Raw genomic sequence first — 23,748 nt, 5'->3', positions numbered from 1 at the left:
GTAGTATAGCATATGCCTGCGCAAAAAGCACGGGTTTTACGCCCCTTTTCACAAAATTTCCCCGTCCGCCCCTCCCTTGTCAGAATTTGCGCCCTGTTCTATAATAATATCTGCTGAATAAACCGCTTTGCGGCTTATTCGTGCGGCAGCAGCCGCGCGATTTGATCAAAGGGGCCATTCTCAGCCCTTTTGATCGCTCAAAGGAGGGCCCGCCATGTCAGACCGGCGCTATACCCGTCTCAAGTTCAAAATGCTCCTGCTGGTGGTGGCAGGGGCCGTCATCGCCAGCGCGGTGGGCCTGTTCCTGGTGGACGTAGTCATTGACGGCGCACTGCAGGACCCTTTCGCCCGGCTCTTTGTCTGGGTGGCCACCCATCTGTTCGGCCAGACCGATGCTGTGGCGCTGGAGGCCTATCAGCACTATATCCGGGAGAATAAGCCCGAGATCCTCCTGCTGGGGATGGCGGTGCTGATGCTGTTTGCCTTTTATCTGGCCATGGGCCGCTTCACCGCCTGGCTGGACCAGATCTCCTCCGCCACCCGCCGGGTGGCCGACCGGGAGGGGGAGGCGGTGTCCCTTCCCAGGGAGCTCCAGCCCCTGGAGCAGGACCTGAACGCCATCCGCACCGAGCTCCGGGCCCGGGAGTCCGCCGCCAGGGAGATCGAGCGGCGGCGCCAGGACCTGGTGTCCTTTCTGGCTCACGACCTCAAGACCCCCCTCACCTCGGTGGTGGGCTACCTCACCCTGCTCAACGACGACCCGGGCCTGACGCCGGAGCAGCGTGCCAAATTCACCGGCATCGCCCTGGAGAAGGCCCAGCGGCTGCAGGAGCTGCTGGGAGAGTTTTTCGACATCACCCGGATGGACCTGGGCGCCGCGCCCGAGGCCATGGTGCCCATTCAGCTCTCCGTTCTGCTGGAGCAGCTGGCCGACGAGTTTTATCCCATCTTTTCAGAGCGGGGGCTCACGTGTCAGGTGGAGATCGAGCACCACCTTGTGGTGCTCGGCGATCCGGACAAGCTTGTCCGGGTTTTTGACAACGTGCTGCGCAACGCCGTGAATTACAGCGCCGACGGCGGAACGGTGCGCATCGCCGCCCTGCGCAGCGGCGGCCGGGTGGAGATTGTTGTCTCCAACGAGGGGCTGGAGATCCCGGAGGGGGAGCTGTCCAATATTTTTGAAAAATTTTACCGGCTGGACGCCGCCCGCTCCACCCGCACCGGCGGCGCGGGATTGGGCCTGGCCATCGCCAAGGAGATCGTGGAGCGCCACGGCGGCACCATCCGGGCCGAGTCCAACGGCCGGTTTACCAGCTTTATCATTTCACTGCCTCTCTGTGAAGAGGAGCAGTCCGGCGGATAAGGACAAAAAAGCGCGGACGCCGTTGCGGGGTCCGCGCGCAGATTTTATCACTGTCTCTGAGCCAGGGGCACGAAGGTCCGCATGGGGGCCACCGCCTTGTAGGCGGGACGGATGATGCGGTTGGCCGAACCGGCCACCTCTTCCAGCCGGTGGGCGCACCAGCCCACGGTGCGGGCCACGGCAAAGAGGGGCGTATACAGCTCCTCGGGGATGCCCATCATCTTGTACACCATGCCGGAGTACAGGTCGATGTTGGCGCATACCACCTTCTTCTCGCCCTTCACGCCGGCCAGGACGGCAGGAGTCAGCCGCTCCACCGACTCGATCAGCTCGAATTCCTCCAGCATGCCCTTGGTGGCCGCCAGCTTTTTGGCAAAGCGCTTGAGGATGGCGGCACGGGGGTCGGAAATGGTGTAGATGGCGTGGCCCATACCGTAGATGAGACCGGAGCCGTCCCCCGCCTCCTTCTTCAGGATGCGGCCCAGATAATCCTTTACCTCGTCGTCATCCTTCCAGTCTTTGACGCCGCTCTCGATGTGGTGCATCATCTCCATGACCTTCTTGTTGGCGCCGCCGTGCCGGGGGCCCTTCAGGGAGCCCACCGCCGCCGCCACGGCCGAGTAGATGTCGGTGCCGGAGGAGGAGAGCACACGGCAGGCAAAGGCCGAGTTGTTGCCGCCGCCGTGCTCCGCGTGGAGCACCATGCACAGGTCCAGCAGCTTAGCCTCCTGATCGGTGAATTTGTTGTCGTGCCGCATGGCGTAGAGGAAGTTCTCAGCCACGCCCAGCCCGGCCTGGGGCCGGTGGAGGTAAAGGCTCTCCTCGTCAAAGTAGTGCCGCTTGGCCGCGAAGGCGTGGGTCACTATGGTGGGCACCCGGGCGATGAGCTGCACCGCCTGGCGCAGCTGGTTGGGCAGGGAGAGATCGTCCGGATTGTCATCATAGGAATAGAGGGCCAGCACCGAACGGGCCAGCTTGTTCATCACGTCCCGGCTGGGGGCCTTGAGGATCATGTCCTCGGTGAACATGTGGGGCAGAGTATGGCTCTCGGCCAGGGCCTGCTTGAAACCGGTGAGCTGCTCCTGATTGGGAAGGGCGCCGAAGATCAGCAGATAGGCCGTCTCCTCAAAGCCGAAGCGTCCCTCGCTCATGAAGCCCTCGATCAGCTCCTCCACGTTGATGCCCCGGTAGATGAGCTTGCCTTCCATGGGATAGCGCTCGCCGTCCTGCACATAGTAGCCCAGCACGTTGCCGATCTGGGTCACTCCGGCCAGCACACCGGTGCCGTCGGCGTTGCGCAGGCCCCGCTTCACGCCCCAGCGCTCATAGTATTCCGGGTCGATATAGTTATGCTTCCGGTATTCTTCGCATAAGCTCTCAATGAAGGCCCTGGTGCCCTCCTGCTTGTCCTGCATGGCGCTCCGCTCCTTATATCAGTTGTATTGGGAGTTATTTTATCACACTAAAGCATGTCCAGTCAATGCCAATTGCGCACAAACACGTCTGTTTTCTTTCATGTCTCTCCCTGTATTCCTGTGCAAAAGCACGCATCATGAAACATTTCGCTTTTCTTCTTGCAAATTTACCACTCTGGAGGTCTTACCTGTGAAACAAGTGGCGGCCACGGCCCTGATACTGCTCCTTCTCTTCTTCCTTCTCCCCTTTCTTTTTATCCACAGTGGCCCGCCCGGCGGCGGCACGCCCCAGGCCACCCTGCCCATTGACCGCACGGTGGTCTCTCCGGTCTCCTCCGGCCCGCTGGATACAGAGACAGAACTCAAGGTCCTTCTGCCCGACGGCACTGCAGAGACCATGTGCATGGGGGACTACCTCTGGCGGGTAGTGGCCGCCGAGATGCCCGCCTCCTTTGAGCCGGAAGCCCTGAAGGCCCAGGCGGTGGCCGCCCGCACCTATGCCATGCGCAGGATCGGACATGCTCCCGCCGCCCACCCCGACGCCGACGTGTGTACCGACCACACCTGCTGCCAGGCCTACATCACGCCCGAGGCGGCCGCCGCCAACTGGGGAGACGACGCTCCGGTCTATACCGCCAAGATCAAGGCCGCTGTGGCGGACACCGACGGGGTGGTGGCCCGGTACGACGGGCAGCTCATCGACGCGGTGTTCTTTTCCTCCGCCGCCGGGCGGACGGTGGACGCAGTGGAGGTCTGGGGCAACGCGGTGCCCTATCTCACCGGCGTGGAGAGCCCCGAGGGGGAGGAGGTCCCCAACTACCACTCCACCGTACAGGTGACGGCGGAGGAGTTCCGTGTCAAGTTTCTGGCCGCCCACCCGGACGCAAAGCTGGAGGGTGCGCCTTCCGGATGGTTTGGCAGCGTCGTCCACAATTCGGCGGGCGGGGTGGAGTCCATTGCCGTGGGAGGCATCTCTGTCTCCGGCGGGGAGATGCGCACCCTCTTCGCCCTGCGCTCCACCAGCTTTACCCTGTCGGCGGAGGGGGATACCGTCACCTTCTCGGTCACCGGCTACGGCCACGGCGTGGGCATGAGCCAGTACGGCGCCAACGCTCTGGCCAAAGCGGGCAGGACTTATGAGGATATTCTCAAGTGGTACTATACCGGCATCACCCTGGGGCCCTGACCCTTCCGCGATATTGACAGGTATGGTATAATTGGTTGGGGTTTTATGGGCCCCAATCTGAGAAAAAGGGAAGAACGCACATGAACACAAGATACGATGTAGCCATCATCGGCTGCGGCGAGGCCGGCATCTACGCCGGCTATGAGCTGATGCGCCGCGCCCCCTCCCTCAAGGTCGTCACTCTGGATCAGGGCGCCGACATCTATACCCGCAGCTGTCCCATTGTAGCGGGCAAGGTGAAGGAGTGCATCCATTGCAGGATCTGCGATACCATGTGCGGCTTTGGCGGCGCCGGGGCCTTCTCCGACGGCAAGTTCAACTTCACCACCGCCTTCGGCGGCTGGCTCACCGACTTTATGGACGGCAAGGAGGTCATGGACCTCATCGACTATGTGGACTCCATCAATGTGAGCCACGGCGCCACCACCGAGGTCTACTCCACCGCCACGCCGGAGGCCAGAGCTCTGGAGAAAAAGGCTCTGGAGCATGATCTCCATCTGCTCCAGGCCCGGTGCAAGCATCTGGGCACCGAGAACAATCTGAAGATCCTTCAGAGCATCTATGAAACTGTGAAGCAGCACGTGGAATTCCGCTTCCGCACTGCGGTGACCACCATCCAGGCCAGAGGGGAGGAGGGCTACCGCCTTATTACCGACAAAGGGGACGAGGTGGACTGCACCTGGCTCATCGCCGCTCCCGGCCGTTCGGGCGCGGAGTGGTTTGCCAACCAGTGCAAGGGCCTGGGCATTCCCCTCATCAATAACCAGGTGGACATCGGCGTGCGGGTGGAGCTGCCCGCCACCGTGTTTGAGCATATCACCGACGTGGTGTACGAGTCCAAGCTGGTCTACCGCACCAAGCAGTACGGCGACCAGGTGCGCACCTTCTGCATGAATCCCTATGGCCATGTGGTGGCCGAGAATGTGGAGGGCATCAACACCGTCAACGGCCACTCCTACTCCGATCCCTCCCTGCGCAGCGGGAACACCAACTTCGCCCTGCTGGTCTCCAACCGCTTCACCCAGCCCTTCAACGAGCCCTACCGCTACGGCAAGCACATCGCCTCCCTGAGCAATATGCTGGCCGGCGGCGTGCTGGTACAGCGCTTCGGCGACCTGGTGGGCGGCATCCGCACCAACGAGCACCGGCTGAGCAAGTCCTTCGTCCGGCCCACCCTCACCGCCGCCGTCCCCGGCGACCTGAGCCTGGCCCTGCCCAAGCGGCAGCTGGACGACATCATCGAGATGATCTATCAGCTGGACAAGATCGCCCCCGGCACCGCCAACTACGACACCCTGCTCTACGGCGCCGAGGTCAAGTTCTACTCCTCCCGGCTCTCCCTCTCCGGCGAGCTGGAGACCCCCCTCCCCCGCTTCTTCGCCATCGGCGACGGCGCAGGCGTCACCCGCGGCCTGGCGCAGGCCGGCGCTTCCGGCGTCAAGGTGGCCCGGGTCATCGCGGACCGGCTGTAAAGCAGAAAAACGATTCCATCAGAAAGGCCGCCCGGCTGTGCCGGGCGGCCTTTTGTTTGACTGTTTTATATCAGAGGGGTAAAGGAGAGGTCTTCTTCCGGCCCGCGCTCACGCCTCCTGCCAGAAGCGGAGGGTGGCCTCCAGCTGGTCCGGCGGGCAGACCACGTAGCCCACCGTCAGCCGGTGCCCCGCCGCGTCGTACATCTCCCGGGCCAGCTCCTCGCCAAAGGCGCCGCATACCTCGATGACCCCGAAGCCGTCGTCTGCCAGTTCCACCGCTTTGGCCACCGCCTCCTCCGGCGTGCGGACAGTAAGAATGTGGTTTTCCACCCTGCTGGTATCCAGCCGGGCGTGGTCCCTGGCGGGGTCGAAGAGGGGATTCATAATCATCATGGCGCATTTCTTTTTCATGGAAGTTTCCTCCTCGGGCTGTTCATTTTTACCATTATACCACATTGCGCTCCTCTTTACCAGCTCCGTCCACCGCAGAAAAGCCCCCGCGCCCGAGGGCGCGGGGGCTTGATATGAGCTGTAAATTCCGCTCTTTTGACTAGTAGCGGTCCACCCAGTTGGAGATGAGCACCGTGGGCACCAGCCACATGGCCAGGAACACCAGCAGATTGGCCGGGCTCAGGGAGGCATAAGCCGCCGAAAAGGTCAGGTAGAAGGCCAGCAGCACCCCCGCGCAGGAGCCCAGGCAGGTGAGCCCCGCCGAGATGCGCACCGCCAGGCGCAGGCGCTTCCCGCCCACGGTGGCCTCGGTGAAGGGGCCCACGCCCTCCCGGCAGAGCACGGCGGTAAGGATATCGCTGTGGCTCTGGCGGGAGTCGGAGAGCTCTACCCGCCGCTCCACCGCCGGAAACTCCATCCGGTCGGCGGGCAGCTTGAACCGCTGGCGCAGCATGGCGGGGATGATGTTGAAATCCCGGGTGGCCAGCACCGGGGAGATATGGTTGTGGATCAGGGCGTAAAGGGCGGGCTCCACCGTGCCGTGGAGGGTATACTTCAGGGCGAAGATGCCCGCCAGTTCCCCGTCGATGGCGCAGAACACCGCGTTTTTCACGTTGAGCCCCTGGGGCAGCGCCACCTCCATCAGGTGCATGAAGGCCGCCGAACCCACCAGTACCCGCTCACCCCGGACTGTGGCGGACACGCCGCCGCCCTCGTAACAGCAGAAATCCGTGGTCCGGCGGTAGATGGCCCCTTGGGAGCGGAGCAGATCGTGGAAGATCTTGTCCAGCCCGCACCCCGTATCCCGGATCAGCGTGGCAGTGACCCCCACCACCTGCTCCACCGGAAAGTCACCGAAGATCTTGATGCCGTTGAGTGTCACGGTTCCCGGCGGGAAGAGGTCGGTATCGGTGAGCAGGATGCCGGCGCTACCGCCGGTGCCGGTGACACCGTCCCACCCGGCAAGGGCCGCACCGCTCCTGGCCAGCCGCCGGGACAGGGCGCGCCATGGAAGCCCGTAGCACAGCGCCGAGGACAGGGACGCCCCCGCCGCCAGCGTGGCGCTCAGGCACCAGACCAGGTCCTCCGGCCGCTGCTGCCCCACCGACGAGAGCAGGGAGAAGAGCAGACAGGCGAGCAGGATCAGCGGGGCCGCCACATGGAAGATCCGCTCAGCTCCATCGGCGGCCTGGATCTGCCGGCCGAAGCCGATGGGCTCCCCTGACCACTTGGCATAGGCGTCCCGCCCGTTCCATTTGTTCTCATCCAGGGTGATCAGATAGGGCTCCGACGCGGAGGCCGCCGTGCGGCAGGCCAGACGCAGGCCCTCCCGCTTCATGGCGCTGCCCCACAGGCCGAAGGCCAGGGCCAGGGCCGCCACCGCGCAGTAGGGCTGCCTGCCGTTTCCTCCGTCCGCCAGGGCCAGGGTCACAGCGTCGGCCAGCGCCAGAGCACAGGAGAGGGCCGTCAGGCTCTCCATCCCCGCCCGCAGGGTAAACAATCCCAAAAGCCCCCGCCCGATCACGTCGATCCCCAGCAGCATAACCGCCCCCAGAAGCCCCGCCTGCACAAAGAGCTGCAGGGCCGCCTCCCCTGCCAGCCTTCCCGGCAGGGCCACCCCCATACCGGGGGCCAGGGTCAGGTAGAGCAGGGGCAGGCAGAGCAGAAAGGCCAGCACCGTCCGCAGCCGCAATACGCCCAGTCCCTTGCCGTACCGGCGGAAGAGCTCCAGCGGCGGCAGGTCCGGGGCGGGCGGAGGCTGGCGGCGCCGGCGGCGGGGCGGACGTTCCTCCGGGGGCTCCTCCTCGTCCACACCGGGGATATACTTCTCCGCCCGGCGTTCCTCGATGGACTCGCCGGCGTTCTCCTCCTCAAACATGTGGTCGGCGTAACGGTCCGCCTTTTCCTTCAGCCGCCGCAGGCCCGCGGCAATGGGGTTTCCCTCCTCCGGCTCCTCGCCGGGGAAGGAGATCACCTTCTCCGCCGGGCGGCGGGGAGGCTCCGCCGGTTCAGGCTCGTCCGGCTCCTCCGGTCCGTCCGGTTCTTCTAGGCAGCTGCCGTCCGGATCCTCCTCCGCTTCGGGCGCGGGTCCCTCCTCCGGAGCCGCTTCCGGGGCCGCTCCGCGTCCGGGAAAGGTCAGCAGCTTCCCCGGCTTCCGTTTGGGCCGGTCGGGCACCGGGATCAGATCGGGACCGTCCTCCCCTCCGTCCTCCCGGGGCTGGAGGGGGATGGGGATGGGCTCGCCGCTCTCCTTGCGCTCCTCCACGCCGTACTCGGCCAGGATCTCCTCCAGAGTGAATTCCAGCCGGTCACCGTCCTGATTCAGTTTATCGTCTCTGTCCCTGGACATAACGTTCTCCTGAAAAACAAAAGGTATTGCCCGCTTTATCCCAGGCGCTGGCGCACCGCCTCATAGAGCAGGATGGCTGCAGCAGCGCTGGCGTTGAGGGAATTGAGCTTTCCCTTCATGGGGATGCGGACCTTGAAGTCGCAGTTTTCCGCCACCAGGCGGCCCATGCCGTCCCCCTCGCTGCCGATGACGATGGCGGCGGGGCCCTTCAGGTCGGCGTCATAGAGCAGCCTGTCCCCATCGGCGGCGGTGCCGAAGATCCAGACCCCCTCGTCCTTGAGCTCCTTGAGCAGGGCGGGCAGGTTGGGCACCCGGGCCACGGGCACGTGGCTCACCGCGCCGGCCGAGGTCTTGGCCACGACGGCGGTGAGGCCGGCGGAGCGGCGCTTGGGGATGATGACCCCGTGGGCGCCGGCGCACTCGGCGGTGCGGATGACGGCCCCCAGGTTGTGGGGGTCGCTGAGCTCGTCGCACACCACGATGAGAGGGGGCTCCCCCTTTTCCCGGGCGGCGCTGAGAATGTCCTCCACACTGGCGTACTCCCGCACCGCCGCCAGGGCAATGACCCCCTGATGGGCGTGGGTGCGGCTCATATTGTCCAGCTTGCGGCGGTCGGCCTCCACCACCACCACGCCCCTGCCCCGGGCGGTGGACGCAATGTGACCCAGGGCAGCGTCGGTCTCCCCCCTGGCAATATAAATCTTATCAATGGCGGTGCCCGCCCGCAGGGCCTCGATGACTGCGTTGCGCCCCTCGATGATCCCGTCGGCCAGGGCCTCCGGGGCCTCGTCCCGGCGCTTTCCCGTCTTGTTCTCTCTCATGGCTGGCTGCTCCTCGTCTGTTCGGATTTATAGTTCAGTATACCACAGGCACAAGTTTTACTAGGCTCCCCACTGCTGACGCAGCGGCTCGCCAAGTGAAGCTATTGTACCACATCCCGCCCGACGGAAAAAGAGAAACTTGCGGGAAAGCCCCCTCTCTCCAGAAGAAGATTGAAAAATCCGGTGCATATGGCAATACAAAACGCTTTCTATCTGTGGTATACTGTTTTTGGACAAATACCGTCATCACAGCGGCGGGACCTCCGGCGTCCCCCGCGCAACAGGAGGGGTAGAAATGGACAAGTCAGATCAAAAGCTGGTGATCTCCCTGGTCCTTTCCTGCTTTCTGGGCCTGAGCGGCGCCATTCTTCTGGCCGGTACGCTCATCGCCGGGGCCATCTCGCCGGTATCCGCCTCCGGCATCCTGTTCCCGCTCTCGGGTGTACTGCTGGCGGCGGGGCTCCTGTGGCCCGCCGTCCTGCTGGTACGGCGGGGAGACTGGACATAGACGGTTCCTTCCCTGCCCATCAGGGAAAACGTCTGAAACGCTCCTATCACATGAGACAGCGCCCGGAGGGGAAACCCTCCGGGCGCGCATTTTTTCGCTTTAAGCGTTGGCGTGATCCACCGCGTACATGTGGGCGATGAGGTCCAGCAGCTTGTTGGTATAGCCCCACTCGTTGTCGTACCAGGCGATGAGCTTGACGAAATTGTCGTCCAGCATGATGCCGGCGTTCTCGTCAAAAATGCAGGTCTGGGTAAAGCCGGTCAGGTCGGAGGAGACCACGTCGTCCTCGATGCAGGTGATGATGCCCTTCATGCTGTTCTGGGCGGCGTTGCGCATGGCCACACAGACGTCGTGGTAGCTGGCGCGGTGGATGAGCCGGGCGGTCAGGTCCACCACAGACACGTCGTTGGTGGGCACCCGGAAGCTCATGCCGGTCATCTTGCCCTTGAGCTCGGGGATGACCTGGCCCACGGCCTTGGCCGCGCCGGTGGTGGAGGGGATGATGTTGCCCAGCACGCTGCGGCCGGTGCGCCAGTCCCGGCCGGCCCGGGCGTCCACCGCCTTCTGCTTGGCGGTGGCGGCGTGGATGGTGGACATGAGGGCCTGCTCGATGCCGAAGGTGTCGTTGATGACCTTGGTCATGGGGGCCAGGCAGTTGGTGGTACAGGAGGCATTGGAGACCACATTCATATCCGGGGTATACAGCTTGTGGTTCACGCCCATGACGAAGGTGGGGGTACAGCTGTCCTTGGCCGGGGCGGAGAGGACCACCTTCCGCGCGCCGTTGGCCAGGTGGGCCGAGGCCTTCTCGGTGGTGTTGAAGGCGCCGGTGGACTCGATGATGTACTCCGCGCCGCAGTCATCCCAGGGGATGCGCCCGGCCTCGTTCTCGCTGTATACCCGGATCTTCTTGCCGTTGATGATCAGGTGGCGGTCGTCATGCTCCACCACGCCCTGAAAGGTGCGGAACACCGAGTCGTACTTCACCTGATAGACCATATAGTCCAGGTCCGCGTTGCGCAGGTTGATGCCGCAGATCTGATAGCTGCTGCACCCCCGCTCGGTCATTACCCGCAGGGCCACCCGGCCGATGCGGCCGAATCCGTTGATGCCTACTTTAATTGCCATGTTTCTCGTTCCTTTCCTGTATTCTTTCTTCTTTCTTTTTTACCCGTTTGCTGTCTCAGACGGTGAAGTCTGTTTTTCAGCTTTTGGGTATAATTGTTTTCAGTATATCAGATATTTCGGAAAAGTAAACCATCCGGCGGGAATAGATCCGATCTCTTCCGCCCTTTCACAGAAAGTTTACAGGTTGCGCTGCCCCCCTTTCTTGTATTTCGCGGTATATTGTGTTATAAATAAGTCAATCGCCTTCTCTTCGGGGCAGGCATTCAGATGATATTTAAGGAGGGCACCCGTTTGAAGCCCAACAAACCGAGCGGAAACGGCTCTAACAACAAGCGCAACGTGATGGGCATCGTGTCCATCATCCTGTGGGCCCTTGTGGTCACCATTCTCATCAATTACTTTACCTCCATGGCCAGTTCGGCCAACTCCACCGAGATCTATTACAGCGAATTCATCCGCATGGTGGAGGAGGACAAGGTCTACTCGGTCACCATGACCAGCGGCAAGTTCACCATCTACCTGAAGGAGGACGTAGCCAAGGTCGGTATCGATCCCGACGCGGTCCCCGTCCCCACCCCCGCACCGGAGGGGGACTCCCAGCTTTTTGACATCACCGGGCAGAACGCGGACAGCGAGCCCCTCGACACCCGCCTTTCCAAGGCCCGCAGCTACTACTGCGCCCCGCTCACCAGCGCCAGCCTGCGGGATGAGGAGCTCACCCAGCTGCTGAAGGAGCACAATGTCCGCTTCGGCACGCCCTATGAGCCTGAGCTCTCCCCCGTGGTGGCCTTCCTGGTGTCCTACCTCCTGCCCATGCTTATCATGGTGGTCCTCTTCTCCTTCCTCTTCCGGAGCATGGCCGGCAAGATGGGCGGCGGCGGCCTGGGCGGTGTGGGCAAATCCAACGCCAAGGTCTACGTGGAGAAGAAGACCGGCGTCACCTTCCGGGACGTGGCCGGACAGGATGAGGCCAAGGAGAGCCTGGAGGAGATCATCGACTTCCTCCACAACCCGCAGAAGTACACCGAGATCGGCGCCAAGCTGCCCAAGGGCGCGCTGCTGGTGGGCCCTCCCGGCACCGGCAAGACCCTGCTGGCCAAGGCCGTGGCCGGCGAGGCCAACGTGCCCTTCTTCTCCATCTCGGGCTCCGACTTTGTGGAGATGTTCGTGGGCGTGGGCGCCAGCCGTGTCCGCGACCTCTTTAAGGAGGCCAACAAGATGGCCCCCTGCATCGTGTTTATCGACGAGATCGACACCATCGGCAAGTCCCGTGACAACCGCATGGGCGGCAACGACGAGCGGGAGCAGACCCTGAACCAGCTGCTGGCCGAGATGGACGGCTTTGACCCCACCAAGGGCGTCATCCTGCTGGCGGCCACCAACCGGCCCGAGGTGCTGGATCAGGCCCTGCTGCGGCCCGGCCGCTTCGACCGGCGCATCACGGTGGACCGGCCCAACCTGGCCGGCCGCCTGGCCACCCTCCAGGTCCACACCCGCAACATCCGCCTGGCGGAGGACGTGGACCTGAACAAGATCGCCCTGGCCACCGCCGGCGCCGTGGGCGCCGACCTTGCCAACCTGGTGAACGAGGCCGCCCTCCGGGCCGTGCGTCTGGGCCGCCGGGCCGTGAACCAGAACGACCTGCTGGCCGCCTTCGAGCTGGTCATCGCCGGTGCGGAGAAGAAGAACTCCGTCCTCTCCGAGTTTGAGAAGAAGCTGGTGGCCTATCATGAGGTGGGCCACGCCATGGTGGCCTTCAAGATGAAGAACACCACCCCCGTGCAGAAGATCACCATCGTGCCCCACACCCAGGGCGCCCTGGGCTACACCCTCCACCTGCCCGAGGAGGACAAGAACCTCCAGACCAGGGACGAGCTGCTCTCCGAGATCGCCACCTACATGGGCGGCCGCGCCGCTGAAGAGGTGGTGCTCAACACCATGACCAACGGCGCCGCCCAGGACATCCAGCAGGCCACCGCGCTGGCCCGGAACATGGTGGCCCTCTACGGCATGAGCGACGAGTTTGGTATGATGGCCCTGGCCTCCCGCCGCAGCCAGTACCTGGACGGCGGCTACGGCATCGACTGCGCCCAGGACACCGCCGCCGGCATCGACCGGGCGGTGATGGAGCTCATCCGCTCCTCCTACGACAAGGCCGTCCAGATCATCCGGGACAACCGGGAGGATATGGACAAGGTGGTGGAGTACCTGCTCCAGAAGGAGACCATCACCGGCGAGGAGATGATGGCCATCCTGGAGGGCCGGGACCCCGCCCTGGCCGACAACTTCGGCGCCAGCCGGGACAGCTCCATCGAGGCTCCCGCCAAAAACATTCACATGATCTCCCAGAAGATCGAAGCCCCGGAGCCTCCGGCAGAGGAGCCGGAAGCGGCGCCGGAGGGATCCCCCGGATCCGGTGAGAGTTCCGAGGATCCCGCTCCATAACAGCGACAAAAAAGCAGCGGCACATGTGCCGCTGCTTTTTTACCGCTGTTCCCCAGGGCTGCCGGCGGCCCCTCCCCGCGGGCGGTCCCCAGCTGTGTTGCAAAACAGTGCAAAGCGTGTTATTCTGTAAAAAATAGTCTTTGGGAGAGGGAAAAACCATGGATGCGTGGTGCAGGGAACGGATCGCCTCCAAGCTGGAGCGCCTGGGATATCTCCGGGATCCCGACGGAACGTTCCGCATCTGCCGGCCATTCCGGGAATTGGAGCAGTCGGAGCTGGAACAGATCTTTTTTGACGGCGCAAACTACAGCGCTCAGCCCAAGCGGAACTTTGACGCCCTGATGGAGCAGCTGTCCCGGCAGGAGCTGGAGGCGCTGGCCGGGCAGCTGGAGGAGCCGGAGCTTCCGCCGGAGGAACTGGCCGGACTGGTCAGGGTCTGCCCGCCGGTCCATGAGTATCTGTGCCAGCGCTGCCGCTGCGATATCCTGGTCGATACCGGCGACTCCGGCTGGGATTACAGTATGAATACCCTCGCGCCCGGTTATGACGGTTTTATTTATGGCGTGGGCTACCGGTTATACGACGAGGCCAGCATCGTCTGGCTGACAAAGCAGCAGGGGCACACCAAGCGAGAGCTGGCCGACGCGCTGCACCGGATCACAGCCCCGGGGAACGGGCTGCAGGGGTATATAAAGGGCGCCGCCAATGAGGTCTGGAACGAGATGTCCTGTGAGAACCAGCTTTGCTTCCTGGTGGAGATGACATTGGAGCAGGCCATGCTGATCCATGCCGCGGTGCAGTGGGGCCGGCGCACCGGCCGGTGGAACGGCTATGTGGTGCTGGACCGGAGGGGCCGGGCCGGATTTTTCGACTGCTGGCGCGGCAGCGGCAGCTCGATGGAGCTTGCACTGGAACGGGACGTCAAACTGCCGATCAAGTACATCGTCTCGGCGCTGCCGGATGCTGTGCAGGACAGATACAGTGTATATACCGTTTATGAGAACAACAGGATGTGGAAGAACGGCAGGATAAATCAGATCACCCTGCCCAAGAAATTCCGGCTGGAGATGGAGGAAATGGGCTTTGAGCCGCGGATCAAAAATAAGCCGGAGGAAGGTTGAACTGGGCCGCCCGGTATGGTATACTGATGGCGGCAAGACCGGTGGAGTATAAGTACCCCTGCGGAAGCAGGCCTGTCAGTAAGGCCATTTCCATCATATGTGACCCTTTTATGGGCTCTGCGGTCTTTTGACTGCGAGGAACGCCGAATCCATGGACTGGGAAAGCGACACACCGTCTTGTCCCTTGCTATCCGAAGAAAAGCCCGGCCTGAATACCCTCAGGCCGGGTTTTTTCGCGGCAAAGGCCCGGGTGCGATCCTGTGCCCATACAGGCCGGGAAATGTCCGCGCCGCCCACCTGCTAACCGCTGGTTGACAGAATCTTACCCCCGGTTGGTGGCTTTCAGCCCGTATTTCTGATATATTCTCCTTAAAAAAGGAGGAAGCATCTATGACCCTTGGCCAGCGCATTGCCCAGAAGCGAAAGGAGCAGGGCCTGTCCCAGGAGGCGCTGGGCAGCGCCCTGGGGGTCTCCCGGCAGGCTATCTATAAATGGGAATCGGACGCCACCTTTCCCGAGATCGAAAAGCTCATCGCCATGAGCCGCCTCTTTTCTGTTCCGGTGGGGTGGCTGCTGGGCGTGGAGGAGGAGAGCGCCCCCGCCGCAGCCGGCGCCGAGCTCAGCGAGGAGCAGCTGGCCATGGTGCAGGAGATCGTGGACCGTTATCTCTCCGCCCTGCCCGGGCCCGGGCCCGCTCCCGCGCTCTCCCCCGGGCGGCGCAGGCTGGTCAAGGTGTGCGTGGCCCTGGGCGTCCTGTGTATAGCAGCTGCCCTCTGGTCCCTCTCCCGCCAGCTCAGCCGGCTGGACCAGCGGTATATGGACCTGCAGAACACGGTGGGCGGCATCCAGTCCAATGTCAGCGCCCAGATCGGCGGCATCTCAAGCAGGGTGGAGGAGATCCTCAAGGCCCAGAACGACCTGACCGTCGACTACGGCACCGAGATCAGATCCACCGACCCGGCCGGCAACATGGTCACCTTCTCCTTCCGGGCGGTGCCCAGGACCTTTCAGGAGGGAATGACCGCCTGGTTCGAGGTGGATAACGGCGTTTCCCGCTTCACTTTCGGGCCCTACAGCCCGTCGGGCCAGACCTTCGCCGGTGAGGCCGAAGTGGCCCTCACCGACTCCATGAGTCTGTACATCGTCTTTGAGCACGACGGCGTGCGGGAGACCCAGCTGCTGGACCAGTATTCCGGGCTGTGGAGCGATTCCATGCCCCAGTTTCTGCATCTCGCCTCCCATGAGGTATTCTTCTGGGAGAAACTGGACGAGTCGGGTGTCTTTACCCGGGACGACGTCTATTCCTATGTGGATCTCGACCCCGGCAGCACGGGCCGGTTCGGTCCCGCCTCCATCCGGGAGCTGCGGATGGGCATTTTCCTCAACCGGGATCTGGTCCAGTGGGGTGAGTCCTGCGGCCAGCCCGACTCCTGGCACGGGAACCTTGAGGACGCCCAATTCTTCCACTTTGACCATCTCTCCTTCCCCATGGCGGAGGGAGACCAGGTGACTTTGGCGGTCTGGTTCACCGACGAATACGGCCGGGAGGCCATGTGGCTGGACGGCTCCTACACCCCGGTACAGCAGGAGGACGGGAGCTGGGAGCTGGAAATGAGCGACCCCTATCTCTACGGCTACGACCTGCCCGAGCACTGGGGGCTATGACCGGGTCCCCGCTGCGGAAAAGCGCTGGAAAAGACGGCGGTTTTGGAGTATACTATCGTTATCCATGATCCCCGGCGGCACGGTCCCGGGGAAAGGAAGGCGGTATGTCCATGCTCACCGGCACACAGCGCAGACAGGAACTTCTCTCCCGGATGCGGCACAGCTCTACGCCCCTTTCAGGCGCGGCGCTGGCCCGGGATTTCGGCGTGAGCCGTCAGGTCATCGTCCAGGACGTGGCCCTGCTGCGGGCCGAAGGCCACGATATCCTGTCCACCAACCGGGGCTATCTCTGCCAGACCTCCTCCGGCGCCACCCGGGTGGTCCGGGTGCTCCACAGCGACGAGGATATCGCCGAGGAGCTCAATACCGTGGTGGACTTCGGCGGCACGGTGCTGGATGTGTTTGTGGTCCACACCGTGTACGGCGAGCTGCGGGCCGACCTGGACGTCAGCTCCCGGAAGCAGGTACAGGACTTTGTCTCCGACATCCGCAGGGGCCGGGCCTCGCCCCTGAAGAACCTGACCTCCGGCTACCACTGCCACACCATCCGGGCCGACTCGGAGGAGATGCTGGACCTCATCGAGGCCGAGCTTGCCCGCAAGGGATTCCTGGCCGGGCCGGAGGAAGGGCCCCAATAAGTGAAAAACCGTCCCCCGGGCGCCGCTGTGCACCCGGGGGTCGGTTCTGTTCTGCTGCGTTCGTATTCTGCCGCCGTTCCCGCCTTACAGCAGGCCGGTCAGGGGGATGTAGAGCACCGGCAGGAAGATGGCGGGCAGCATGTTCCCCACCCGGATCTTTTCCTTGGGCAGGCCCAGCATGTTCAAAGCGATGCCCACAATGATGGTGCCGCCCACGGCGCTCATCTCCACCACCACCGCCTCGCTGAGATAGCTCCCCACAAACTGGGCCAGCAGGGTTAGTCCCCCCTGGTAGAGAAAGAGAGGCACCGCACTGAAGGCCACTCCCACACCCATGGCCGCGGCAAAGGTGATGGAGGTAAAGCCGTCGATGACACCCTTGGAGATGAGGATGGAGTAATCCTGCCGCAGTCCCGCGTCCAGAGAGCCGTTGATGGCCATGGCCCCCACACAGAAGAGGACGGTGGCGCTGACAAACCCCTCCACAAAGCGGCTGCTGCTCCCCTCGCCCCGGATGAGCTTACGGCGCAGCACATCGCCGATCCCCTCCAGCCGGTCCTCGATGTGCAGCGCCTCCCCCAGCAGGGTGCCCGCCACCATGCAGAGGATGACGCACAGGCTGTCCTCTGTGGCGATCATGCTGGAGATGCCGATGCCCAGCACACACAGGCCCAGGGCGCTGGTCAGCATACCGGAAAACCGGGCGCTGATGCGGTTTTTGAAGATCAGTCCGACGGCGCTGCCCATCAGGACCAGAATGACATTGATAATCGTGGCGATCATGCTGGAATATGCTCCTTCCCGCGCGGGTCTTTTTCACTTCATAGTGTTAAATCAAATGATACCTGTTTCCCGCCGGTTTGTCAAACTTTTTTCCCCTTTGCTCATGCCCCCGTCCCTTCCGGAATATAGTCTGTAAGAAGGGGGGAAGCCATTGTGAAGCTCAGCCGTTCTTCCATGCTCTATGGCACCATGCTGCTCACCGGTACCAGCCTGGTGGCACAGGTAGTTGGATTTGTCTACCGCATCTTTCTCTCCCGGCTGGTGGGAGCCGAGATCATGGGGCTCTATCAGCTCATCATGCCGGTGTACTCGGTGCTCATGTCGGTCACCGCCGTGGGGCTGACGGTGGCGGTATCCACCCTCTCCTCCGAATATCACGCCCGGGGCGGGGCGGAGGCCATGCTCCCGGTGCTCCGCCGGTGCCTGGCCGCCTTTCTCATCCTGTTCGCGCTGGCGGCGGCGGTGGTGGCGGTGTGGTACGACCCCATCTCGGTTCGCCTTCTGGGGGACGCCAGGACCCAGCTGGGCCTGCTGCTCCTGCTGCCCTGCATCCTGCTCACCGGAATCGAAAATCTGCACAAGCACTTCTTCTACGGCGCCGGGCTGGTGCGCCCCCCGGCGGCGGTGGAGCTGTGCGAGCAGTTCATCCGCACCGGCGCGGTGCTGGGCCTGCTGGTCTTTTTTCTCCCCCAGAACCCGGAGCGCACCGTGGGCCTCATCGTGACCGGCATGGTGATCTGCGAGGTCTTTTCCGCGGTGACCCTGACCATTCTCTACCGCCGCCATACCGCCGGTCTGCCCCGCCGCGCCGCCCCGCCCGGCCTGAACCGCCGCATTTTCTCCATCGCCGTCCCCATTGGGCTCACCTCCCTGCTGGGCAACCTGATGGGCTCGGCCAACGCGGTGCTCATCCCCCAGCGGCTGGTGGCCTCCGGGGCCGACGTATCCCAGGCCATGAGCGCCTTTGGCGTACTGTGCGGCATGACAGTACCCATGCTCTGCATGCCCACCGCCTTCATCGGCGCCATGGGCCTGATGCTGGTGCCCCGGCTGGCCCAGCTCTCCGCCCTGGGCCGTGGGGACGCCATCCGCGGCCATATCCACAGGGCCATGCTGGCCACCTCGGTGCTCATCATGCCCTCCATGGCCCTGCTGACCGTGCTGGGCCCCACCATCGGCCGCTTTCTCTTTCGGGAGGAGACGGCGGGGGACTTTATCGTCCCCCTCTCGGTGGGGGTCCTTCTCTCCTGTTACCAGAGCGTGCTCTCCGGGGTGCTCAACGGCATGGGCAGACAGCGCGCCGCCGCCTGGAACGCCATTGTGTGCGGTGCGGTCCAGCTCTGGTGCACCTGGTTCCTCATGGGGCTGCCCGGCGTGGGGCTGCGGGGCTATGTGGCCGGATTTGTGGCCAGCTCGGCTTTGGGCGCGGTCCTCAACTGGCGGCAGGTGGCCCGCCGCGCCAGGATGCGCCCCCGGCTCTTCCAGTGGTGCACCGCCCCGGTCCTGGCCTCCCTGCTCATGGGGCTGGTGGTGAATCTGCTCTTCCGGGTGCTGCTGGACGCGGGTGCGGACGGCGCGGCCGCAGCCCTGGCCTGCCTGGCCTTTGGCACAGTGCTCTACCTGGCCGCCCTGCTGGCCCAGGGCGTGCCGGTGCGGGAACTCTTCCACATGGGAGGGTAGAAATGTGGAAAAAGACCGGCTGTACAGCCGGTCTTTTTCCATTTCAAATCTAATTCCGTTGGGCTTTCGCCGCGCCGATGAAGTCCCGGAACAGGGGATGGGCCTTGTTGGGCCGGGATTTCAGTTCCGGATGGAACTGGACGCCCACGAACCAGGGGTGGCCGGGCAGCTCCACGATCTCCACCAGCCGCTCGTCGGGGGAGAGCCCGGCCAGCACCAGCCCCGCCTCGGTAAGGGCCTCCCGGTAGTCGTTGTTGAACTCGTAGCGGTGGCGGTGGCGCTCGGCGATCTCGTCGGCGCCGTAGGCCCGGTAGGTAAAGCTGTCGTGGCTCACCACCCGGCAGGGATAGGAGCCCAGACGCATGGTACCTCCCTTGGCGGTGATCCCCCGCTGGTCAGGCATTAAGTCGATGACCGGGTGGGCGGTGGTCTGGCTCAGCTCGCTGGAGTGGGCGTCGGCCCAGCCGCACACATGGCGGGCATACTCCACCACCGCCATCTGCATCCCCAGGCAGATGCCCAGGAAGGGCACCCTGTTTTCCCGGGCGTACCGGATGGCGGAGATTTTTCCCTCGATGCCCCGGTCGCCGAAGCCGCCGGGCACCAGCACGCCGTCTGCTCCGCTGAGGATGGCGGCGGCGTTGTCATCGGTGACGGTCTCCGAGTCCACCCACTGGATGTCCACCTTCACCTCGTTCTCGATGCCGCCGTGGGTCAGGGCCTCCACCACGCTGAGGTAGGCGTCATGGAGGGAGACGTACTTGCCCACCAGGGCGATCCTCACCGTGCCCTTGGGGTGCTTGGCCTTGTGGACCATGGTGGCCCACTCGGTCAGGTCGGGCATATGGCAGATGAGCCCCAGCCGCCGCACCACCACGTCGGCCAGCCCCTCCCGCTCCAGCATCAGGGGCACGTCGTAGAGGATATCGGCGGTCAAGTTGGGGATGGCGCACTCCCGGGGGATGTTGCAGAACAGGGAGATCTTCTCCAGGATCTCGTCGGGGATGGGGGAGTCACAGCGGCACATAATCACGTCGGGCTGGATGCCCAGGCTCAGCAGCTCCTTGGCCGAGTGCTGGGTGGGCTTACTCTTGAGCTCGCCGGAGCCGGGGATGGACACGATGAGGGAAACGTGGATGAACATCACGTTCTGGCGGCCCCGCTCGGCAGCCACCTGGCGGATGGACTCCAGGAAGGGCTGGCTCTCGATATCGCCCACGGTACCGCCGATCTCCACGATGGCCACGTCGGTCTCCGGCCCCTCCAGGGAGTAAATGTTGCGCTTGATCTCACCTGTGATATGGGGGATGATCTGCACCGTGCCCCCCAGATAGTCCCCCGCCCGCTCCCGGTTGAGCACGTTCCAGTACACCTTGCCCGAGGACACCGAGGAGTTGAAGGTCAGGTTCTCGTCAATGAACCGCTCGTAGTGGCCCAGGTCCAGGTCGGTCTCGGCGCCGTCGTCGGTAACGAACACCTCCCCGTGCTGGTAGGGGCTCATGGTGCCCGGGTCCACGTTGAGATAGGGGTCCAGCTTCTGGACCTTCACCCGCAGGCCCCGCTGCTTGAGCAGGCGGCCCAGGGAGGCGGCGGTGATCCCCTTGCCCAGACCGGACACCACGCCTCCGGTCACGAAAATGAATTTGGTCATACGCGATTCCTCCTCACAAATAGATCAAACCACGGCAGCCGCCGGCGGAGCTCTCCTCTCCGCCGGCGGCTATGGATCAATTGGCAATATAGAGCTGCTTGTAGGGGTTGGCGCTGTCAGGGGTAATGACCTGGAAGGGAGCATCCATTACTTGCTCCAGGTCCCGGCCGAAATGACCGCAGAACCGCCGCAGGGCGCTCTCCAGCTCGGCCAGATCGGCCGCTTCCGCCGTGCGGACCACCAGGCGCTGAGGCAGGGCGGGGATACGGCCGCCCCGGAGGAAAATCTTCCCGCCGTACATGCCCATGCCGCAGAAATTGCCCACGATGGGCTCATCGCTCTCCTCCAGGCCCAAAACGGCGATGGTACCCCCCGCCTGGTACTCCCCCAGGAAGGAGCCGGCCCGGCCCCCTATCACCAGCAGAGGGGATTTGTCCAGATAGGATTTCATGTGGATGCCGGCCCGGTAGCCCACATTTCCCTCGATAAAGATGGAGCCGCCCCGCATGGCGTAGCCGCAGGCGTCCCCGCAGCTGCCGTGGACCACGATGGTGCCGTCGTTCATGGTGTCGCCCACCGCCTCCTGGCAGTTGCCGAACACCTCCACGTCAGAGCCGTTGAGATACTGGCCCAGGCCGTTGCCCGGGGTACCCCGCAGGCGGAAATACCGCCCGGAGGAGCCGCAGGCCAGATAGCGCTGGCCGAAGATCCGCTCCACCACCACCTCCTGGTCGGGGCAGGCGCGGATCTGCTCGTTGAGCTGCTGATAGTATGTGCTGTTGGCCTGGATCACCATGTCTTAACGCCTCCCAACTTTTTGGCCCGCTCGGAACGGGAGAAGGCCATGAGCTGCGGCTTCTCCCGGATCAGCTCGAAATCGATGGAGGACAGGGGGGTCTGCTCCCGGATGAGGGAGGTGTAGATGCCGCCCCGGTCCACCTCTCCCAGGAGGATGAAGCCCTTCAGGCGGTCATCGGCGGTGACCAGCAGCTTGTAGCTGCCGTCCTCCCGGGTCAGGTACTGCTCGCCGTCGTAGCTGCCGGCGGTGAGCATATGCAGTCCCATGAAGCCGGAGGCGTTCATGGGGATGGCCTTGGTAAAGGATGCCTCTCCCCCCGCCATACTCCGCCCGGCGGTCTCGCCCTGAAAGTAGGCGTTGGGCAGAATGGCCAGGATACGGTCGGTGCCGGCGGAAATGTCGTGGGAGACGGCGCAGTCGCCGGCGGCGTAGATATCGGGCACCGTGGTGGCGCCGTGCTCATCCACCTTGATCCCCCGGTCCGTCCGGCAGCCCGCGGCGGCGGCCAGCTCGGTATTGGGCCGCACGCCCACCGCCACCACCAGCACGTCGAAGGGGAGGACCTTCCCGCTCTTCAGGGTGGCGGCGTCGGGGGCGAAGGAGGCCACCGAGTCGGACAGGTGGAAGCGCACGCCTTTTGACTCAATATGCCGCTGGATGATGGCTGCCGGCTCGGGCAGCATCACGTTGGGCAGGATGCGCTCTGCCAGATCCACAATGTCAATGGAAGCGCACCGCTCCAGGATGCCCTCGGCGCATTTGAGGCCGATGAGGCCGGCGCCGATGATGAGGACCCGTTTGTCCTTTCCATCCCCCAGCATGGCGGCAAGATTTTTGGCGTCATCCAGGGTCATGAAGCTGGTCTTTCGCTCCACGGTCTCCAGTCCCTCCATGGGGGGCACGAAGGGGCGGGAGCCGGTTGCAAGGCACAGCCTGTCATAGTCCAGCCGCCCGCCGTCCTCCAGCACCACCTGTCCGGCCCCGGCGTCCACCGAGACGGCCCGCCGCCCCAGCAGAGGGGTGACGCCGCTGCGCTCATACCAGTCCTCCGGGCGGTAGCGGAGCATCTTCTCCTCGGTGGTCTTTCCTTCCAGCAGGTAGGAGATGAGGGGCCGGCCATAGGCTGGGTAAGGCTCCGCCGAGACGATGGTGATGGGCCCGCTCCGGTCCACGGCGCGGATGCCCTCCACACAGCCCACGGCGGCGGTGCCGTTGCCGATGATGACATACTTCATACCCTTCACCTCTCCTCGTAGACGATGGCTTTGTTGGGACAGCCCTGCACACACATGGGCACGCCGAATTCGTTTTTCTGGCAGAGCTCACACTTCTGCACCGCCCCATGCTCGCTGTGGGTCAGGGCGCCGTAGGGACAGGTGAGGATACAGGTGTAGCAGCCCACGCACTTGTCCGAGTCGATGAACACCGCGCCGTCCACCATGGACAGGGCGCCGGAGATGCAGCTTTTGACGCAGATGGGATCTTCACAGTGGCGGCAGGAGACGGCGAAGGAGATATTGTTCCGCTCCTCAATGCGGATACGGGGCGCGATCCTGTGGTCCTTCAGGGCCTTGACCATGCTGGATTTGCCGGAGTTTGCAAAGGCACAGTAGTATTCGCACAGGTGGCAGCCCAGACACCACTTTTCATTCACATAGACGCGTTTCATGGCGGGCCTCCTTATTCGCCGGCATACTTGACGCCCAGGATATCCAGCTCCTTCTGGTTGAGGCCGATGCCCCGCAGCATGAGCCGGTTGCCCCGCAGGGCCTCGATGGAATTGATGCCCATGCCGCCCATCATCTCCTTGAGCTCATGGTCCCAGGCGGTGACCAGATTGATGAGCCGCTGGCAGCCCATGTCCGGATTCAGGCGGCGGACCAGGTCGGGCCGCTGGGTAGCGATGCCCCAGTTGCACTTTCCGGTGTGGCAGGTGCGGCACAGGTGACAGCCCAGGGCCAGCAGGGCGGCGGTGGCGATGTACACCGCGTCGGCCCCCAGGGCGATGGCCTTCACCAGGTCGGAGGAGGAGCGGACCGAGCCGCCGATGACCACCGATACCTGGTCCCGGATGCCCTCGTCCCGCAGCCTCTGGTCCACGGCGGCCAGGGCCAGCTCGATAGGGATGCCCACGTTGTCCCGGATGCGGGTGGGGGGGGGGGGGGGGGGGGGGGGGGGGGGGGCGGGGGGGGTGGGGTTTGTTGGGCTGTGGGGGCCGCGGCCAGGGGCGTGCCGCCGGCCTGGGTGCGGGGGGGGCTTCATGAAGTCCGGTG

General features: G+C 64.0%; 19 protein-coding genes and 1 pseudogene. 9 read left to right on the top strand and 11 right to left on the bottom strand.

Annotation, left to right across the window (positions count from 1 at the left end; translation table 11 throughout):
* The first annotated feature begins 214 nt into the window (after positions 1 to 214).
* Positions 215 to 1,363, top strand: coding sequence for a sensor histidine kinase (locus tag ACTNBZ_RS07985; RefSeq protein ID WP_441209142.1), 1,149 nt, complete (start codon positions 215 to 217; stop codon positions 1,361 to 1,363).
* Positions 1,364 to 1,410: 47 nt separating this feature from the next.
* Here the strand turns inward: ACTNBZ_RS07985 and ACTNBZ_RS07980 are convergent, their stop codons facing one another.
* Positions 1,411 to 2,778 carry a citrate/2-methylcitrate synthase gene (locus ACTNBZ_RS07980; protein ID WP_441209141.1) on the bottom strand — a complete coding sequence of 456 codons (1,368 nt, stop codon included), beginning with the start codon at positions 2,776 to 2,778 and terminating at the stop codon, positions 1,411 to 1,413.
* 190 nt (positions 2,779 to 2,968) lie between these two features.
* On the opposite strand from ACTNBZ_RS07980, the gene spoIID reads away from it, so the two are divergent.
* Both spoIID and ACTNBZ_RS07970 read left to right on the top strand, forming a co-directional pair.
* Complete coding sequence (spoIID, locus tag ACTNBZ_RS07975; RefSeq protein ID WP_441209140.1) at positions 2,969 to 3,964, top strand: stage II sporulation protein D; 996 nt, start codon at positions 2,969 to 2,971, stop codon at positions 3,962 to 3,964.
* Between the two features lie 80 nt (positions 3,965 to 4,044).
* Complete coding sequence (locus ACTNBZ_RS07970) at positions 4,045 to 5,436, top strand: NAD(P)/FAD-dependent oxidoreductase (protein ID WP_441209139.1); 1,392 nt, start codon at positions 4,045 to 4,047, stop codon at positions 5,434 to 5,436.
* 108 nt (positions 5,437 to 5,544) lie between these two features.
* Here the strand turns inward: ACTNBZ_RS07970 and ACTNBZ_RS07965 are convergent, their stop codons facing one another.
* The 3 genes from ACTNBZ_RS07965 to rlmB all read right to left on the bottom strand — a co-directional run bounded on the left by ACTNBZ_RS07965 (position 5,545) and on the right by rlmB (position 9,057).
* Positions 5,545 to 5,847 carry a DUF6506 family protein gene (locus tag ACTNBZ_RS07965; protein ID WP_441209138.1) on the bottom strand — a complete coding sequence of 101 codons (303 nt, stop codon included), beginning with the start codon at positions 5,845 to 5,847 and terminating at the stop codon, positions 5,545 to 5,547.
* Positions 5,848 to 5,986: 139 nt separating this feature from the next.
* Entirely contained in the window at positions 5,987 to 8,236 is a 2,250-nt protein-coding gene (locus ACTNBZ_RS07960; RefSeq protein ID WP_441209137.1) for a hypothetical protein, read from the bottom strand.
* A gap of 35 nt (positions 8,237 to 8,271) precedes the next feature.
* Positions 8,272 to 9,057, bottom strand: coding sequence for a 23S rRNA (guanosine(2251)-2'-O)-methyltransferase RlmB (gene rlmB, locus ACTNBZ_RS07955; RefSeq protein ID WP_441209136.1), 786 nt, complete (start codon positions 9,055 to 9,057; stop codon positions 8,272 to 8,274).
* Positions 9,058 to 9,352: 295 nt separating this feature from the next.
* Here rlmB and ACTNBZ_RS07950 point away from each other — a divergent pair, with 295 nt between their 5' ends.
* Positions 9,353 to 9,565 carry a hypothetical protein gene (locus ACTNBZ_RS07950; protein WP_441209135.1) on the top strand — a complete coding sequence of 71 codons (213 nt, stop codon included), beginning with the start codon at positions 9,353 to 9,355 and terminating at the stop codon, positions 9,563 to 9,565.
* Between the two features lie 99 nt (positions 9,566 to 9,664).
* Here the strand turns inward: ACTNBZ_RS07950 and gap are convergent, their stop codons facing one another.
* The gene (gene gap / locus ACTNBZ_RS07945; RefSeq protein WP_441209134.1) at positions 9,665 to 10,693 is read right to left on the bottom strand and encodes a type I glyceraldehyde-3-phosphate dehydrogenase; all 1,029 of its coding nucleotides are present in this window, start codon (positions 10,691 to 10,693) and stop codon (positions 9,665 to 9,667) included.
* Positions 10,694 to 11,035: 342 nt separating this feature from the next.
* On the opposite strand from gap, the gene ftsH reads away from it, so the two are divergent.
* The 4 genes from ftsH (at position 11,036) to ACTNBZ_RS07925 (ending at position 16,562) form a co-directional block, all read left to right on the top strand.
* Entirely contained in the window at positions 11,036 to 13,138 is a 2,103-nt protein-coding gene (gene ftsH / locus ACTNBZ_RS07940; protein WP_441209189.1) for an ATP-dependent zinc metalloprotease FtsH, read from the top strand.
* A 158-nt stretch (positions 13,139 to 13,296) separates the two neighbouring features.
* Positions 13,297 to 14,259: a hypothetical protein gene (locus tag ACTNBZ_RS07935; protein WP_441209133.1), complete on the top strand. Its 963-nt coding sequence runs from the start codon at positions 13,297 to 13,299 to the stop codon at positions 14,257 to 14,259.
* A 390-nt stretch (positions 14,260 to 14,649) separates the two neighbouring features.
* Positions 14,650 to 15,924: a helix-turn-helix domain-containing protein gene (locus tag ACTNBZ_RS07930; RefSeq protein WP_441209132.1), complete on the top strand. Its 1,275-nt coding sequence runs from the start codon at positions 14,650 to 14,652 to the stop codon at positions 15,922 to 15,924.
* A gap of 104 nt (positions 15,925 to 16,028) precedes the next feature.
* Entirely contained in the window at positions 16,029 to 16,562 is a 534-nt protein-coding gene (locus tag ACTNBZ_RS07925; protein ID WP_441209131.1) for a transcription repressor NadR, read from the top strand.
* 84 nt (positions 16,563 to 16,646) lie between these two features.
* Here ACTNBZ_RS07925 and ACTNBZ_RS07920 read toward each other — a convergent pair whose 3' ends face one another.
* Entirely contained in the window at positions 16,647 to 17,345 is a 699-nt protein-coding gene (locus ACTNBZ_RS07920; RefSeq protein WP_441209130.1) for a DUF554 domain-containing protein, read from the bottom strand.
* Between the two features lie 153 nt (positions 17,346 to 17,498).
* Here ACTNBZ_RS07920 and ACTNBZ_RS07915 point away from each other — a divergent pair, with 153 nt between their 5' ends.
* Positions 17,499 to 19,025 carry a putative polysaccharide biosynthesis protein gene (locus ACTNBZ_RS07915; RefSeq protein ID WP_441209129.1) on the top strand — a complete coding sequence of 509 codons (1,527 nt, stop codon included), beginning with the start codon at positions 17,499 to 17,501 and terminating at the stop codon, positions 19,023 to 19,025.
* Between the two features lie 49 nt (positions 19,026 to 19,074).
* Here ACTNBZ_RS07915 and ACTNBZ_RS07910 read toward each other — a convergent pair whose 3' ends face one another.
* The 5 genes and pseudogenes from ACTNBZ_RS07910 to ACTNBZ_RS07890 all read right to left on the bottom strand — a co-directional run.
* Complete coding sequence (locus tag ACTNBZ_RS07910) at positions 19,075 to 20,676, bottom strand: CTP synthase (protein ID WP_441209128.1); 1,602 nt, start codon at positions 20,674 to 20,676, stop codon at positions 19,075 to 19,077.
* A 76-nt stretch (positions 20,677 to 20,752) separates the two neighbouring features.
* Positions 20,753 to 21,472, bottom strand: a complete 720-nt coding sequence (locus ACTNBZ_RS07905) for a glutamate synthase (RefSeq protein ID WP_441209127.1) — start codon at positions 21,470 to 21,472, stop codon at positions 20,753 to 20,755.
* Positions 21,466 to 22,710, bottom strand: a complete 1,245-nt coding sequence (locus tag ACTNBZ_RS07900) for an NAD(P)/FAD-dependent oxidoreductase (RefSeq protein ID WP_441209126.1) — start codon at positions 22,708 to 22,710, stop codon at positions 21,466 to 21,468. Before ACTNBZ_RS07900 ends, ACTNBZ_RS07905 begins: the two co-directional genes overlap by 7 nt.
* Positions 22,711 to 22,715: 5 nt before the next feature.
* Positions 22,716 to 23,144: a 4Fe-4S dicluster domain-containing protein gene (locus ACTNBZ_RS07895; protein WP_441209125.1), complete on the bottom strand. Its 429-nt coding sequence runs from the start codon at positions 23,142 to 23,144 to the stop codon at positions 22,716 to 22,718.
* Positions 23,145 to 23,155: 11 nt separating this feature from the next.
* Positions 23,156 to 23,629 (bottom strand): annotated as a pseudogene (locus ACTNBZ_RS07890) (glutamate synthase-related protein); the annotation flags it as partial.
* Positions 23,630 to 23,748 lie beyond the last annotated feature (119 nt).

It is taken from the genome of Pseudoflavonifractor sp. HCP28S3_F10, from assembly GCF_052065415.1.
Taxonomy (GTDB): domain Bacteria; phylum Bacillota; class Clostridia; order Oscillospirales; family Oscillospiraceae; genus Pseudoflavonifractor_A.
The sequence above is the reverse complement of the archived record's forward strand: the minus strand, read 5'-3'. Positions and strand labels throughout refer to the sequence as shown.

Excerpts from the sequence above, each read along its gene's own strand:
- ACTNBZ_RS07985 (WP_441209142.1), top strand. The coding sequence starts at position 215 with ATGTCAGACCGGCGCTATACCCGTCTCAAGTTCAAAATGCTCCTGCTG.
- ACTNBZ_RS07980 (WP_441209141.1), bottom strand. The coding sequence starts at position 2,778 with ATGCAGGACAAGCAGGAGGGCACCAGGGCCTTCATTGAGAGCTTATGC.
- ACTNBZ_RS07970 (WP_441209139.1), top strand. The coding sequence starts at position 4,045 with ATGAACACAAGATACGATGTAGCCATCATCGGCTGCGGCGAGGCCGGC.
- ACTNBZ_RS07965 (WP_441209138.1), bottom strand. The coding sequence starts at position 5,847 with ATGAAAAAGAAATGCGCCATGATGATTATGAATCCCCTCTTCGACCCC.
- ACTNBZ_RS07960 (WP_441209137.1), bottom strand. The coding sequence starts at position 8,236 with ATGTCCAGGGACAGAGACGATAAACTGAATCAGGACGGTGACCGGCTG.
- rlmB (WP_441209136.1), bottom strand. The coding sequence starts at position 9,057 with ATGAGAGAGAACAAGACGGGAAAGCGCCGGGACGAGGCCCCGGAGGCC.
- ACTNBZ_RS07950 (WP_441209135.1), top strand. The coding sequence starts at position 9,353 with ATGGACAAGTCAGATCAAAAGCTGGTGATCTCCCTGGTCCTTTCCTGC.
- gap (WP_441209134.1), bottom strand. The coding sequence starts at position 10,693 with ATGGCAATTAAAGTAGGCATCAACGGATTCGGCCGCATCGGCCGGGTG.
- ftsH (WP_441209189.1), top strand. The coding sequence starts at position 11,036 with ATGGGCATCGTGTCCATCATCCTGTGGGCCCTTGTGGTCACCATTCTC.
- ACTNBZ_RS07935 (WP_441209133.1), top strand. The coding sequence starts at position 13,297 with ATGGATGCGTGGTGCAGGGAACGGATCGCCTCCAAGCTGGAGCGCCTG.
- ACTNBZ_RS07930 (WP_441209132.1), top strand. The coding sequence starts at position 14,650 with ATGACCCTTGGCCAGCGCATTGCCCAGAAGCGAAAGGAGCAGGGCCTG.
- ACTNBZ_RS07925 (WP_441209131.1), top strand. The coding sequence starts at position 16,029 with ATGTCCATGCTCACCGGCACACAGCGCAGACAGGAACTTCTCTCCCGG.
- ACTNBZ_RS07920 (WP_441209130.1), bottom strand. The coding sequence starts at position 17,345 with ATGATCGCCACGATTATCAATGTCATTCTGGTCCTGATGGGCAGCGCC.
- ACTNBZ_RS07910 (WP_441209128.1), bottom strand. The coding sequence starts at position 20,676 with ATGACCAAATTCATTTTCGTGACCGGAGGCGTGGTGTCCGGTCTGGGC.
- ACTNBZ_RS07905 (WP_441209127.1), bottom strand. The coding sequence starts at position 21,472 with ATGGTGATCCAGGCCAACAGCACATACTATCAGCAGCTCAACGAGCAG.
- ACTNBZ_RS07900 (WP_441209126.1), bottom strand. The coding sequence starts at position 22,710 with ATGAAGTATGTCATCATCGGCAACGGCACCGCCGCCGTGGGCTGTGTG.
- ACTNBZ_RS07895 (WP_441209125.1), bottom strand. The coding sequence starts at position 23,144 with ATGAAACGCGTCTATGTGAATGAAAAGTGGTGTCTGGGCTGCCACCTG.